Below are 13,141 nucleotides of genomic sequence, written 5' to 3' on the forward strand. Positions count from 1 at the left end.
CGACACCTCCATTCCATATTTTATGTTCCAGCCAAGAACGCCGAGCCCGCCAAAGTCTGAACAGAAAGTAATGAAGTTAATTTACATTCTTTCTCAAGGCCATTCGGGATCTACGCTTACCGATTGCATCCTCGGAACGCATCCAGCTATTTTTTCTTCAGGTGAGATGAGATACCTGACCTGGCAAGTCGAGCGGACGGCAAAGAAATCCGCGTCCGTTGCAGAGCAAACAATCTGCACATGTGAAAGGGATTGGCGGGAATGTGAGTTCTGGACCGACGTATTTCGCGAGATAAAGCAGAAAACGGAAAGCGACATCGTTGCGGACCCGCAGTCCTTTGATACTGCATACTTTGGCTCTTTTTCCTATCAGGAGCGAGATGGTCATAAAAGAAGTTACCTGGATCGAATTTTAGGATTTTTATTCCGAAAGTGGCTGGAGAAAGGACTGCCGCTTGCCGCGATCAAGTGGTTGCAACCGAAAATCCAACAGCAGATTGAAAATAACTGGTTGTTGTATGAGGCCATGGCGAGGGTTGCACATAAACCGATCATCGTAGACTCGTCAAAGAATCTACTGATCGCCTTGCTGCTCCAGCAGCACCACCCAGACAACGTCTGGTTGCTCTTCCTCCATCGTGATCTCCGTGGTCTCGCGGCGTCCCAGAAGAAGCTGTCGATAAAGAAAGGGGTTGAATATTCGGTGCAAGACTCGATCCGGCAGAACACGTTATTCAAGAAACGCGTAGCGAAATACAAGCGCGAGTTGCCACGATTGAATTATCTTGAATACAGTTACGAGGAAGTTGTGAGGGCACCTGCTGATTTTCTTTCTGCAGTGGTCGAGGCTCTGGGCGCGGCAGAGGACTACCTGAAACAACCGAATGAAGCATTCTGGATCGATCCGAGCACCTATCACATGGTCGCTGGCAACCCTATGCGTTATCGTGGCCGGCAATTGGTTCGATCCGACGAAAGCTGGGCCCAAGTGCTTAGCGCTGAAGAACTCAATGCGATCGAAAAGTCCCTATGAGCAATCGGTTCAACAGAGTGTCTGCCTGGAACATCCTCCGGCGCCGTTCCCAAGAAGCAGGAGCCGTTGTGTCGACACTTGCCGGCCAACTAAACGCATGGCTAGCTGGAGTAGATTTAGGCAAGGGCTGTAAATTTTACGGGCGTACAACGTTCCAGAAAGCTCATGACGCCTCCATGCAATTTGGGGATGGATGCTCGTTCAGGTCTTCTTCCCGCGCCAACCTGATCGGGATCAATCGCCCCTGCATCGTCTCCGCACAGAAGGGGGCTAGGCTTGTGGTAGGCGCAAACTGCGGATTCAGCGGCACAGTCATTGGTTGCTTCTCCGAGATTACGGTCGGCAATCATGTCCGGTGCGGTGCAAATACAACGATAACTGATGGCGATTGGCACCAGAGCGATAAACGCTCTGGTGCGCATACACCTGTGATCATTGAAGACAATGTTTGGCTTGGTCTAAGTGTAATCGTCCTGAAAGGCGTAACCATAGGCGCGAATAGCGTAATTGGTGCCGGCAGCGTAGTAACGCAGTCAATACCTTCAAATGTAATAGCAGCGGGGAATCCCTGTCGTAGTCTAAAGGAAATAAGGTGCGGATAAGAATTGTTACCAACGCTGACTATCCAGATGGCCATGCCGCAACCTCGAGAATGCGATGCTATGCGAAGGCTCTAATCCTCGAAGGACATCAAGTATCGGTTGTTTCAACCAGAAATGCGGTACAGCTTCCCGGAAAGAGGTATCTATATTCCGGAGCTCAGGAAGATGTGAATTTCACACTATTACGTAACGGCCCATCTAATTCGGGGCGTCTTTCACGCTATCTGTGGGCCTACCTTAGCCCTATCGCACTATTAACGTACACGGTCGCGACGCTGCGCAGATCCGACGTATTCATTCTATACTTCAATACTGCATGGACGCGCTTCGCCATGATCACGGTCCTCAGATTATTCGGAAAAAAAGTGGTGCTTGAGCTTAATGAATATCCTTATTCCGCAGAGGGTAGCAGATTAACCCGCCTTCCCTTCGTTCGGCCGCTTCTCCGACAGTTTGTGTTCAGGGCAATATTTCCGATCGCTCCTAATTTCATTGTGATTTCGAAAGCGCTCGAACACTTAGTTGCAACACGAGCCCCAAAAGCCGCTACGCTTCAGGTGCCAATTCTTGCTGAGGACCGCCCCGTGCAGGTCCCTTGGCCTGATATCGATAAGAACGATATCTACATTTTTCATGCAGGAACGTTGTCCGAGCAAAAAGATGGAATTTATGCCGTTTTTAAGGCATTCACAAGAGCACACCATGAGTTATTTGAGCGGCATTCGGTTCGATTGAAATTTCTTCTGACCAATAACATGACGCAGCCAGAGCTTTGGGCCCGCATCAATGAACTCTTGGTACGCAATAATGTCGAGGATTATGTGGCTGTCACCGGATTTTGCTCCGATGATGAACTGGACCAGTATCTGCGGGGCGCACTTGCGCTTATAGTCAACAAACCGAAAAATCTTCAGAACGATCACAATTTTCCCACCAAACTAACGAAATACCTCGCATCAGGAAGGCCTGTGATTCTTGCCGCAGAAAAAACGGAGGCTAATCGTTTCTTAGACGACAAAGTTAACGCTATCACTGTTGCGCCCAACGACTCTACTGCAATTTCAGAGGCGTTGGTCCACTGTTTCGAAAACCCCGCCGCGGCTCGTGAAATCGGGCAAGCTGGTTCTGCGGTTTGCGAAGAAAGGTTTTTCTACGCCCGGCATGCGCAACGGCTATCAGAATTTATGCATAGCCTTTAGCCTATGACGTTTACCGCATTGCCAAATCGCTCGCTAAGACGCATCACAATCGACAAGGGGCTCTTTCATCTCTTGGCCGCACTGTGTCTGTTGCCGGGGTATTTCAATCTCGGTCAAGAGTTCAAGATCGTGATGATTCCGTACGTTAGTTATTTGATCCTGGATAAACGCGCTTCCTACCTGCCGGCCTTGCTTGTCCACTTTCTGCCAGGCACTCTTGTCTCCCAGGCTATTCTAGCTGCCTGTGCTGTGCTCTCCTTGATTAACCTGAAGCTGTTGCTGAAGCTCCGGCTCGGGACTGCATTGGTCGTGACAATTCTGCCATTTCCCTTAGTCGTGTTCGCTGCTATCCGATCCGGAGAGCCGATAATTGAGGTTGGGCAGTATCTGAGTCTGTACCTCGGTTTATTCGCATTCTTCTACGGTAGTCTGATTGCCGATCAGGTCGATGAAAAAATCGTGAAGCGGGTTCTCTGGGTGTTGTTTGGGTGCGCGCTATTGCAGACGACCGGATTTACTGGTGGGACAGTCCGTTATTATTTTCTAGCAGTTCCGGCATTGATTATTGTGGGTGCAAGCCGCCTAATTCCTGGCGCTCGTTGGCACTTTTCGGTTTGGCTTTCTTTAGCAGCGGTCATCATCGTTACGTTGATATTATCCGGCGTTTTGAAAGTAACATTTATTATACTCTTCAGCACAATCGTGGCCATTTTGCTGCTTTTGGCACGAATACACTGGACGCGGGTGGTGAAGGGGCTGCCGGTGGGTAAGGTCCTGGTTATTTTCGCTTTAGTCATCACGGGCTACATGGCCGCGCCTGTCAGTTCCGAGTATGCGGCCTATGATCAGTCAAAGGGAATCCAGGACATTGAAGAAATCGATGATGTGCTTCCTGCTTTGAAATTCAAGCTATTTGGCGATCGTGGCTTGTTGTGGAAGGGCGCATGGAAAACCGTGCAAAAGCATAATGGTCTCCTGCCTCCCGAGATGCCTTCCCCGATTGTATACGTGACAAACGAGGGACTTCGTCTTCAAGTGGGGTTTGGCGCCCACAATATTGGTCTCGAGCTTCTCCGTAGCTACGGCTGGTTGGCAGGCGCAGCTGCAACCGGGATGTATCTATTATTTCTTTCTTATTCAGGCGTGGCTCTGGTGCGGAGTGATCAGCGGAACATTTTACTTCCGGTGCTGGCTGCAGTAACCGCCGTCGCTTTTGTTGGCGGCGTTTTCGGACACTTTGTGTTAAATAACAACTTTAGCTTCTTACTATTGGCTCTTGGTGGCGTGGGTTATGGAAGCTATCGTGTAGGCCTGCGCAAGTATTCGGGTGCCACACCGTGAGAGTACTTTGGTTTGTCAATACCCCATTTACCGGATCTCAAATCGGAGCGCATATCGCTGGTGGTCGGGGCGGATGGCTTAGCAATCTTGCCGGATTGATTCGCGAGGACGTTGACCTGAGCGTCGCCTTTGTCGATCCATACGCTAATCCGCGAAATAAGACGGGCGGTATTACTGCCTATGCGATCCGGCCGAGCTTTTGGAAGGCGCGCTTATTAGCTCGGTCGCTGGTAAATTTCCGATCTATACACGAATTCAAGATTAGTCAGCTGACGGATATTATAGACATTTCAGAACCGGATGTGGTGCATATTCATGGTACAGAGAAAGGCTATATTGGCCTTCTCGATCCTGACCTCGGACGAGAGGCGCCGATTATGGTCTCTTTCCAGGGAGTCATGAGTAGTTTTGCTGAGATTTCCATTAGCAGCTATGACCGAAAGTTTCTTCGAGCATTTTGGCATGATCGAGGCGGCCGTTTGGCATCGCTATTACCCAAGCGTCTTATTGGTGAAATGCGGCTTGCAAGGGAGCAGGCTAAGCGCGAGCGGCGTTTTATTCAGTTTGCCCGGTTCGTGGATGGTAGGACGCGTTTTGATCGAGAGGTCGCAGGGGTGCTGGCACCAAATGCGCATTATTTTCACATCGACCGAGTCCTGCGCCGGCCCTTTTACGCTCAACGCTGGAACCCAGATTCCTTATCATTTGATGTTGCGATTTCGACGCTCAGTGATTCCCTAAGAAAAGGTTTTGACTTGGTAGCGGCGGCAGCGCGATTAATTCTCAGGGTTAGGCCGAACTTCAAGTGGCGAATCGCCGGGCTCACGGAAAACTCGATGAGTGTAAGAGCTGCGCGCAGACTGCTGGGAAAGGACTACCCCGAAGACTGCTTTGATTTTCAGGGGAAGCTGGGCCCGGAGGCCCTTGCAGAGTCGCTCTGCGGCGCATCTGTCTTTGTTCTTCCCTCTTACGCCGAAAATAGCCCAAATTCATTGGCCGAAGCGCAAATTCTTGGCGTTCCGTGCGTCGCAAATGATGTTGGTGGCGTTTCTACTTATATCGACAACCATAAGACGGGTGTCTTGGTTCCTCCAGGTGACGCGCTGGCACTGGCCGGGTCTATCCTTTCGATGCTGAATGATCCTGGCCGCGCTATCGGATTGGCCGCCGCTGGGCGGCGTGTTGCGCTCGAGCGACACGACGCAGGTCGGATCAAGAAACAAATTCTCAACGCTTATGAAACTGTGATGTCGGATTCGCCGATATCCGGAGACGCCCGCCGGCACAATGAAGGTGGGTGACTCGGCAGTATTAAAGGAGCTCTAGGATATGAAGTTCACTCTTGTGAGGCGGTATAGTGTTGCTATGCTCTGGCGATGGATTTGTTCGGCGGTTGGCCAAAGTTATGCGAGGCGCTTCAACTTCGTGAATCGGTGGCTTTTCCGATATCCTATTCGCTGCGAGTACCTATCCGGGGACCAGTGCTTCCAAATCCAGGATACCGGTGGCATGTGTTTTGCTTTCATTAATCGGGCAATGATCGGACGCTTTCGCAGAGGAATTGAAAACCGCCTGGATACGCTGGCAGTCGAGTATCTTGTGCCGCAATGCACCATTAAAGAAGGCGACATCGTCATCGATATTGGCGCCAATATAGGGGAATTCACCAGATACTGTTGTGAACACCGGGGAGCTCGAGTTGTCGCGATTGAGCCAGAAAATGCGTGTGAAGCCGCACTAAGGATTAATCTCAAGGGTCTTGACGCTATCTATTCAAACGAAGCGCTATGGTGTGAGGATGCCGAATTGTTGCTCTATCATAGTCACGCGTCGAATGACACCACGCTGATCGAGCCGGTAACCTACGATTTCTCTGAAACCATACGCGTGGTTACGCTTGACGGATTGATGTCTCGGCTTGATACTGGGTGGGAACAGCCTATTGACACGATAAAACTCGTTAAAATTGAGGCTGAAGGCGCAGAGCCGGAAATTATCGCCGGAGGCTCCGCCACACTCGCACGTACCCATTATGTGGCAGTGGACTGCGGACCAGAGCGAGGGCTAAAGCAAGAATCCACGCTGTTGCCGGTTGTGAATGCGCTTTTGCGTCTTGGTTTTCGCTTTGTGGGCTTTAGGGCGCGACGGATGGTTGTTTTAATGAAAAATGACGCTTTAGAGAATCGGTAACGGGCTCGCATTAAAACAACGGACGAAAATGGCGGTTGCTCTCCCATGTATCTATGTGCCTCATAAAACTCAGATGGAACGATATAAGACGGGAACTGATTGCGTCCGAAAGCAATGCACGTCATGGAATCCGAGTGCCGAGAACTCCGGCACATGCCTGCTCCGTATGACAAAGTGAAGATTAATTGAAGGTTAGAAAAATCATAAGTTCCGAACTAGGCAAACGCGCGCTTTCCCTTCTTCCCGGCTGGCGCACGAAGCGCCAGATCGTTGTGATCCAAAGCGATGACTGGTTTTCGATACGAACAAAAAGCCGGTCAGCCTTAAGGCAGCTTAAGAGGGCAGGCGCCGATATCGAACGATGTCATTACATGAAGTTCGATCACTTTGAAAGGGCTGAAGATATCTCTGCCCTGTTTGAGGTATTACAAAGTGTTGTAGACTGTAATGGGCGCCCCGCGTGTCTAACAGCGAATTGCCTTTCGGCTAATCCTGATTTCAAAAAGATTCTTGAATCGGACTTCAGGGAATATTCGCGCGAACCGTCACTGCAAACTTTGAAGCGAGTACCCGGGGCCGATGGCAACATGGAAATCTGGCATCAGGCATGTTCGTCTGGCGTTTGTCATCCGCAATCTCATGGGCGTGAGCACCTGAACGTTGGGCGCTGGCTGCGTGCCCTGCAGGATGGCTCCGATAAGGTAACTCGAACTGCATTCGATAACGAAATGTTTGCGGTCAGCGCGCATATTATTCCGGAGGCTCGTGATAGCTTTATGGCAGCTTTCGATTCGGCCGGCGAAGCCGAGCCGCCAAGGCCCGATTCGGTGGTAGCGGATGCAATGGCCGAATTTACCGAGATGTTTGGGTATGCGTCACGGTCCTTTATTGCTCCAAACTATATTTGGAATTACCTAACTGAGGTCGCTTTGCATGAAAGCGGTGTCCAATTTATTCAAAGCGGCAGGGCGCAATGGGTCCCGTTAGAGGACGGGCGCGGGCGTAAGCTTCGGCGCCGCTTCCTCGGTTATGAGAATAATCTTGGCCAAATCTATCTCGTCAGAAATGTTGACTTCGAGCCATCTTCCGACCCCACAGTGGATTGGGAAGATCGAGCGCTATCTCAGGTCAAGCTTGCTTTTGGCCTCCGCAAGCCAGCTGTAATCAGTACGCATCGCGTCAACTTCATGGGTGGTCTAGATCCCAGAAATCGTGATCGCGGTCTGAAAGCACTGAGTGGCTTATTGCAGTCGGTAGTGAAGCGGTGGCCAGGCGTTGAGTTTATTCGCACTACCGAATTAGGAGACATGGTCAGGGCGAGCACAGCGCCGTGATGAAAGCGCTTGTGGTCGGCGACTTTAGTCCACAGGGGCGCTTGGCTAATCTGCACAATCAATCGCCCAAAAATGTTTTCGGTAGTTTCTTGTCGACCATCACAGGAGCAGATCTGGCAATCCTGAACCTGGAAGCGCCTTTATGTGAGCCGATCAAGCCGATAGTCAAGACCGGACCTTCCTTGCACGCCAGTCCCGAGATCGCAAGCTTTATTGCTGATTCTGGATTCGGATTGGCGTGCCTTGCCAATAATCACATAATGGATTACGGCCCGGAGGGACTTGCGGAAACCATTGCCACATTGGATCAGGCCGGTATTCCAGGAATTGGGGCTGGGGATGGCTATGAAACAGCGGTGAAACCCTTCTTTGCTGACCTCGGTTGTCAACGCATTGCTATTTTGAATTTCGCCGAAAACGAATGGAGCACCACGCACGGGGACGAACCAGGAGCTTGCCCTATCGACCCTATTCGAAACTTCGCCGCGATCCAGTCTTCGCGTCAACAGGCTGATTATGTACTGGTTATCACGCACGGCGGCCATGAATGCTACAACTTGCCTAGCCCGGCCATGCAGGATCTCTTTAGATTTTATGTAGACTCTGGCGCAGATGCGGTAGTTAATCATCACACCCACTGTACTAGTGGCTTTGAAATCTATCAAGGCAAGCTGATTTTTTACTCGGCTGGGAACTTCCTTTTTGACAGTGCCCAGCGCCGAGAGGGTCTATGGACTAAAGGAATGGCTGTAGAATTGGTATTTGATAAAAAGGGTTTATGCTTCCGGCTCCATCATTTTGATCAATGTACCGAAAGTGAGCTGTTTCGGGTGGTAGATGAAGAGGAAAGCGAAAGACGCAACCAGTATCTCGATACCCTCAATCAGACCATAGGGAATCCGGACGCTTTGGCCGAAAAATTCAACGAAATGATTAGCGATCGAAGACAGTTGTATCAAGCCTATCTCGAGCCGAGAATGCCACGCATAATTGGGGCCGCCCAGCGACGCGGTTGGTTGCCCAGCTTGCTCAGTCGCCGTCACCGCACTCTATTACTGAACCTCGTGCGATGCGAGTCGCATCGAGAGATCGTTCTTGAGCTTCTGAAGCGCGATGCTGGCCATACACGATAGCCCCGCCGGCTTCCACCCCCGCTGGATTGACTACTGCGAACGACAGGGCATCCCCTATCGCCTAGTAAACTGTCACGCCAGCGACATCATCGAGCAGGTCAAAGGCTGCCAGGCCTTGATGTGGCACCACGGGCACTCACACCCAAAGGACGTATTGATCGCCCGCCCGATCCTGTCTGCTCTGGAGCATGCCGGTATCAAGGTGTTCCCCGATTTCCGTACCGCCTGGCACTTCGACGACAAGGTGGCGCAGAAATACCTGTTCGAGGCACTCGATATACCCGCCGTTTTCGCTCATGTGTTTGTTGATCGAAAACAGGCGCTGGATTGGATCGAGCAGACCGAGTTCCCCAAGGTGTTCAAGCTCCGGCGGGGCGCCGGTTCGGCCGGTGTGAGGCTTGTTCGCGACCGACGAGCAGCGCGTAGGCTCGTTAACCAATCGTTCGGCCGGGGCTTCCCGCTCTACGACCCCTGGGCCAGCCTGAAAGATCGAGCAGACAAGGTCCGAATCGGAAAACTGCCGACGCGCTCGCTGATAACTGGGCTTGCTCGACTGGCTTATCCCCCGCGCTACGCTCGCATCCTGGGCCGGGAGCGGGGCTATGTGTACTTCCAGGACTACATCCCGGAGAACGACAGTGACACCCGCGTGATCGTAATCGGCGAGCGAGCGTTCGGCATTCGGCGCATGGTGCGCCCAGGCGATTTCAGGGCGTCGGGAAGCGGACGTATCCTGCACGCGCGCGAGGCGATCGATGAACGGTGCGTCGAACTCGCGTTCCGCGCTGCAGATAAGCTGGGCGGCGACTGCGTCGCACTCGATTTCGTTTTCGATCAGGCTGATCGCCCGCTGATCCTGGAAGCCAGCTATGGCTTCGATCAGAAGGGCTACGAGCGTTGTCCGGGCTATTGGGATCGAAACGTAAATTGGCATGAGGGCACTTTTGACGCACAAGTCTGGATGGTGGTGCGGACGCTGGAATCACTGGAGTAAGCTCACTTATATTTCTGAAAAGATGACCTACCGAGGAAAGATTAACTCAAACTTGCATCGCTGTCTCAGCTATATACCGGATCGCCTGTATTTACGCCTGCGGTACCGCCAGCGCGTAGGAAATTGGCCAGACTTAAACAACCCGAAAAAATTTACTGAGAAGCTTCAATGGTTAAAGCTTCATGACCGCAACGAGGCCCTACCGATCCTCGCGGATAAGCTGCAATTGAAAGCCTTCGTCAAGCAAAGAATTGGTGCGCAATATACGATACCGGTTCTTTCTTGGGGCAACACCGCAGACCAATTCACCATTAATACTCCTCCGGCTGCGCCATTTGTCCTAAAAACAAACCATGACAGTGGCAGTACTCGAGTTTTCCTAAATTTCGAAAATTTAGATATCAGGGGAATACAAAAGTGGCTTAGGGAGAAGCTTTCGGCTAACTTCTATTTGGCCAACCGCGAATGGGAGTATGAAAGTATTTCGCCGAAATGGTTTATAGAACCGCTTCTCGAAGATGATTCTGGAAACAGTCGCCTCAATGACTTCAAAGTTCACTGCTTTCACGGAGCTCCTTTCTTTATCCAAACTATATTTGATAGAGACTCAAAACCCAAGGAAAACTGGTTTGATGTGCATTGGAAGCCAGTTAATATTTATTACTTCTCAGAGTATAAAGCCCATGTCCCGAAACCGTCGTGTCTAAGTGAGATTCTCTCAATTGCAAAGACATTAAGCGCTGATTTCTATTATGTTCGAGTCGACTTTTATATTCGCAAAGGTCGGCCCCTTGTGGGCGAGATGACGTTTAGACCGTACGGTGGATTTATGAAGTGGAACCCAGACTCCGCGGACTATATGCTTGGAAACCTCCTCAATGTCGGGAACTAGCAGAAGCTCCAAGAATAACGGCAGGAACGTGTGCTTTATTTGTATATCATTGCGGCCTGGGGGAACCGAGAGAGTCGTCGCTCGCGCCGCGAACTATCTGACCCAGGACAGCGAAGTCACTATACTCCTCCTTAGTAGAGCCTCCACTTTCTATAAGCTCAACCCCAACGTTACATTGGTGCAGCCAAAATTTGCAGGCTTAAAAGAAGTTGGCTGGAAATGGCCTTTTAAAGTATTAATTTATCTTTGGCGTGCGATCTCTGCTGTTAAACCAGCGGTTATACTGTGCTTCGGTGAAGCGATCGCACCGCTGATTGTTGTCGTTGCACGGCTGAACCGAATACCTGTCATTGTTTTCAATCGTGCAAGTCCGCTAAGTAGCCTACGCGGCGTACGTGGATTGATTAACCCCTTGATCTATCCAATGGCCCGTTTCGTTGTAGTTCAGACTAAGCGTGCGGCAGATTTATTACGGCCTAGATATCGATTTTGCCGCTTTGAGGTATTCCCAAATCCGATATCGCTTCCGGACAAGGTGCCTCCAACCAACCAGCGCGAAATCCGTGTGATCAATGTCGGCAGCCTTGGTGGAAAAAAAAATCAAAAAGCGCTGATGCGAATTTTCGCTAACGTGAAGGTCGAGTCAAACTGGATTCTGGAGTTTGTGGGCGACGGGCCAGATAGAAAACTACTAGAACAATGTGCTAAACGCCTAAATCTTGATCAAGTCGTTCGATTTATTGGGCAACGCGATGACGTCGAGACGCTGCTTGCGGAAAGTTCGATATTTGCCTTTACTTCACTTACTGAGGGGTTTCCCAACGCTCTAGCCGAGGCGATGGCTGCCGGATGTGCATGCATCAGCTACGACTGCCCGACCGGACCAGCTGAGCTGATCGAACATGGCGTCAACGGTTTCCTGGTCGAATCGGGTAACGAAGTGGAGTATACCCGCTTTCTTCAGCGCTTGATGGACGAGCCTGAGCTACGTGCACTATTCTCGCACAACGCCCGGGAGTCGATGAGGCGATTTGAGGCAGGTGCCGTGTTGGCGAGATTGGAAGGGATGATCGAGGAAGTTGCACGGCAGGCACAAGGCTCAAGGCGCAAGGTGCAAAGAAAATCGTGACCACCTTGCGTCAATCCAGGTTCCGTCTGGTGGATGTACGGGGCGTGAAGCTTGTCCATTCATTTCTCGGCGTCCATGTCTCCATTCTTGCGCCTTGCGCTTGAAACCCTATGCGCCTGATGATCAACACCTCTGTCGTGCGCTTCGGCGGTGCAACTCAAGTCGCAGCGTCTTTGATCGAGGAGTGCCGCCGATTCGATCAGAATGAGTACCATGTAGTTCTCGGGACCGGCGTGGGTACGATTCTGAAACGGGCTGATTTCCCTGAGAATTTCGTCTTTCATGACATGGCCTTTGGGGTAATGGGGCTGGGTAATCTTGGGCGCGTACAGCGTGAAATGGCAGCTCTTGAACAGAAGATCGAACCGGATTGTGTCGTGACCACTTCGGGGCCGGCATACTGGCGCAGCAGTGCGCCGCATTTGATGGGTTACAACTTGCCCTTGTATATCTACCCGGAATCTCCTTATGTTCGTACGCTAGGTATGGCCAGGCGGACACGGCTGGCGGCGCGTAAATGGCTGCATTGTCGCTTTTTCAGGCGCGACGCCGATGCGCTGATCGTTCAAACTGATGATGTGAACCAGCGGCTTCGGCGGCTACTGGGAACTGAAAAGGTGTACACGGTCACCAATACCCACAATGGCTGGTATGAGCAACCGGCTGAATACCCGCCGCGGCTGCCCGCGCGAAGATCCGGCACTTTTCGTTTCCTGACTCTGACCAGCTACTACCCGCACAAGAATCTTGAACTGATTCCGCAGGTCATCCGCGCTTTGCCCGGAGATTTGCGCGCGAGAACGGAATTCGTGCTCACCCTCACCGACGCCAAGTACCGAGAGCGGATCTGGTCCGAAATCCCCGCACAGGTGAAACTCACCGGGCCGGTACCCCCTTCGGAGTGCCCATCGCTCTACGAGGAATGCGATGCATTGTTCCTTCCTACCTTGGCTGAGTGCTTTTCGGCCTCCTATCCGGAGGCGATGAAGATGGAAAAGCCGATCATCACGACCGACTTGGGCTTCGCCCGCAGTATTTGCCAGGATGCCGCTCTGTATTTCCAGCCCTGTAATGCGAACTCAGCGGCCAGGCAGGCTGCCCGACTGATCCAGGATCCGGTCCTGCAGGGCGAACTTCGGGAACGCGGGCGATGCCGTCTTTCCGACTTCGACACCCCGGCACAACGCGCCGATAAGATCTTGTCAATCTGCGAAGACCTGGTAGTCGAGCGCAGCGGAAAGGCCGATGTGAAGAGCCTGGGCGCATGAACACTACAAGTACCACGGCGCGAGGA

General features: G+C 51.6%; 12 protein-coding genes. All 12 read left to right on the forward strand.

Annotation, left to right across the window (positions count from 1 at the left end; genetic code table 11):
- Positions 1–70: 70 nt before the first annotated feature.
- The 12 genes from HND55_09830 (at position 71) to HND55_09885 (ending at position 13,115) form a co-directional block, all read left to right on the forward strand.
- The gene (locus HND55_09830) at positions 71–1,033 is read left to right on the forward strand and encodes a hypothetical protein (protein QKK02915.1); all 963 of its coding nucleotides are present in this window, start codon (positions 71–73) and stop codon (positions 1,031–1,033) included.
- Positions 1,030–1,635 carry an acyltransferase gene (locus HND55_09835; protein ID QKK02916.1) on the forward strand — a complete coding sequence of 202 codons (606 nt, stop codon included), beginning with the start codon at positions 1,030–1,032 and terminating at the stop codon, positions 1,633–1,635. The genes HND55_09830 and HND55_09835 overlap by 4 nt, the downstream gene beginning before the upstream one ends.
- A 332-nt stretch (positions 1,636–1,967) precedes the next feature.
- Complete coding sequence (locus tag HND55_09840; GenBank protein ID QKK02917.1) at positions 1,968–2,834, forward strand: glycosyltransferase; 867 nt, start codon at positions 1,968–1,970, stop codon at positions 2,832–2,834.
- A gap of 3 nt (positions 2,835–2,837) precedes the next feature.
- Complete coding sequence (locus HND55_09845; GenBank protein QKK02918.1) at positions 2,838–4,175, forward strand: hypothetical protein; 1,338 nt, start codon at positions 2,838–2,840, stop codon at positions 4,173–4,175.
- Positions 4,172–5,476, forward strand: coding sequence for a glycosyltransferase family 4 protein (locus HND55_09850; protein QKK02919.1), 1,305 nt, complete (start codon positions 4,172–4,174; stop codon positions 5,474–5,476). The genes HND55_09845 and HND55_09850 overlap by 4 nt, the downstream gene beginning before the upstream one ends.
- Positions 5,477–5,684: 208 nt before the next feature.
- The gene (locus tag HND55_09855) at positions 5,685–6,365 is read left to right on the forward strand and encodes an FkbM family methyltransferase (GenBank protein QKK02920.1); all 681 of its coding nucleotides are present in this window, start codon (positions 5,685–5,687) and stop codon (positions 6,363–6,365) included.
- A gap of 371 nt (positions 6,366–6,736) precedes the next feature.
- Positions 6,737–7,699 (forward strand): hypothetical protein, encoded by a 963-nt coding sequence (locus tag HND55_09860; GenBank protein ID QKK02921.1) that lies wholly within the window; start codon positions 6,737–6,739, stop codon positions 7,697–7,699.
- A complete protein-coding gene (locus HND55_09865; GenBank protein QKK02922.1) occupies positions 7,696–8,832 on the forward strand; it encodes a CapA family protein in 1,137 nt (378 codons plus the stop codon). The genes HND55_09860 and HND55_09865 overlap by 4 nt, the downstream gene beginning before the upstream one ends.
- Entirely contained in the window at positions 8,813–9,826 is a 1,014-nt protein-coding gene (locus HND55_09870) for a hypothetical protein (protein ID QKK02923.1), read from the forward strand. The genes HND55_09865 and HND55_09870 overlap by 20 nt, the downstream gene beginning before the upstream one ends.
- Positions 9,765–10,718, forward strand: coding sequence for a hypothetical protein (locus HND55_09875; GenBank protein QKK02924.1), 954 nt, complete (start codon positions 9,765–9,767; stop codon positions 10,716–10,718). The genes HND55_09870 and HND55_09875 overlap by 62 nt, the downstream gene beginning before the upstream one ends.
- Complete coding sequence (locus HND55_09880) at positions 10,705–11,847, forward strand: glycosyltransferase (protein ID QKK02925.1); 1,143 nt, start codon at positions 10,705–10,707, stop codon at positions 11,845–11,847. Before HND55_09875 ends, HND55_09880 begins: the two co-directional genes overlap by 14 nt.
- A gap of 110 nt (positions 11,848–11,957) precedes the next feature.
- Entirely contained in the window at positions 11,958–13,115 is a 1,158-nt protein-coding gene (locus HND55_09885) for a glycosyltransferase family 4 protein (protein QKK02926.1), read from the forward strand.
- Positions 13,116–13,141: the final 26 nt, after the last annotated feature.

The organism is Pseudomonadota bacterium (assembly GCA_013285445.1).
GTDB lineage: Bacteria > Pseudomonadota > Gammaproteobacteria > Xanthomonadales > Wenzhouxiangellaceae > Wenzhouxiangella.

Coding starts and splice junctions, on each gene's coding strand:
- HND55_09830 (QKK02915.1), top strand. CDS start 71: ATGAAGTTAATTTACATTCTTTCTCAAGGCCATTCGGGATCTACGCTT.
- HND55_09835 (QKK02916.1), top strand. CDS start 1,030: ATGAGCAATCGGTTCAACAGAGTGTCTGCCTGGAACATCCTCCGGCGC.
- HND55_09840 (QKK02917.1), top strand. CDS start 1,968: ATGATCACGGTCCTCAGATTATTCGGAAAAAAAGTGGTGCTTGAGCTT.
- HND55_09845 (QKK02918.1), top strand. CDS start 2,838: ATGACGTTTACCGCATTGCCAAATCGCTCGCTAAGACGCATCACAATC.
- HND55_09855 (QKK02920.1), top strand. CDS start 5,685: ATGTGTTTTGCTTTCATTAATCGGGCAATGATCGGACGCTTTCGCAGA.
- HND55_09860 (QKK02921.1), top strand. CDS start 6,737: ATGAAGTTCGATCACTTTGAAAGGGCTGAAGATATCTCTGCCCTGTTT.
- HND55_09870 (QKK02923.1), top strand. CDS start 8,813: ATGCTGGCCATACACGATAGCCCCGCCGGCTTCCACCCCCGCTGGATT.
- HND55_09875 (QKK02924.1), top strand. CDS start 9,765: ATGAGGGCACTTTTGACGCACAAGTCTGGATGGTGGTGCGGACGCTGG.
- HND55_09880 (QKK02925.1), top strand. CDS start 10,705: ATGTCGGGAACTAGCAGAAGCTCCAAGAATAACGGCAGGAACGTGTGC.
- HND55_09885 (QKK02926.1), top strand. CDS start 11,958: ATGCGCCTGATGATCAACACCTCTGTCGTGCGCTTCGGCGGTGCAACT.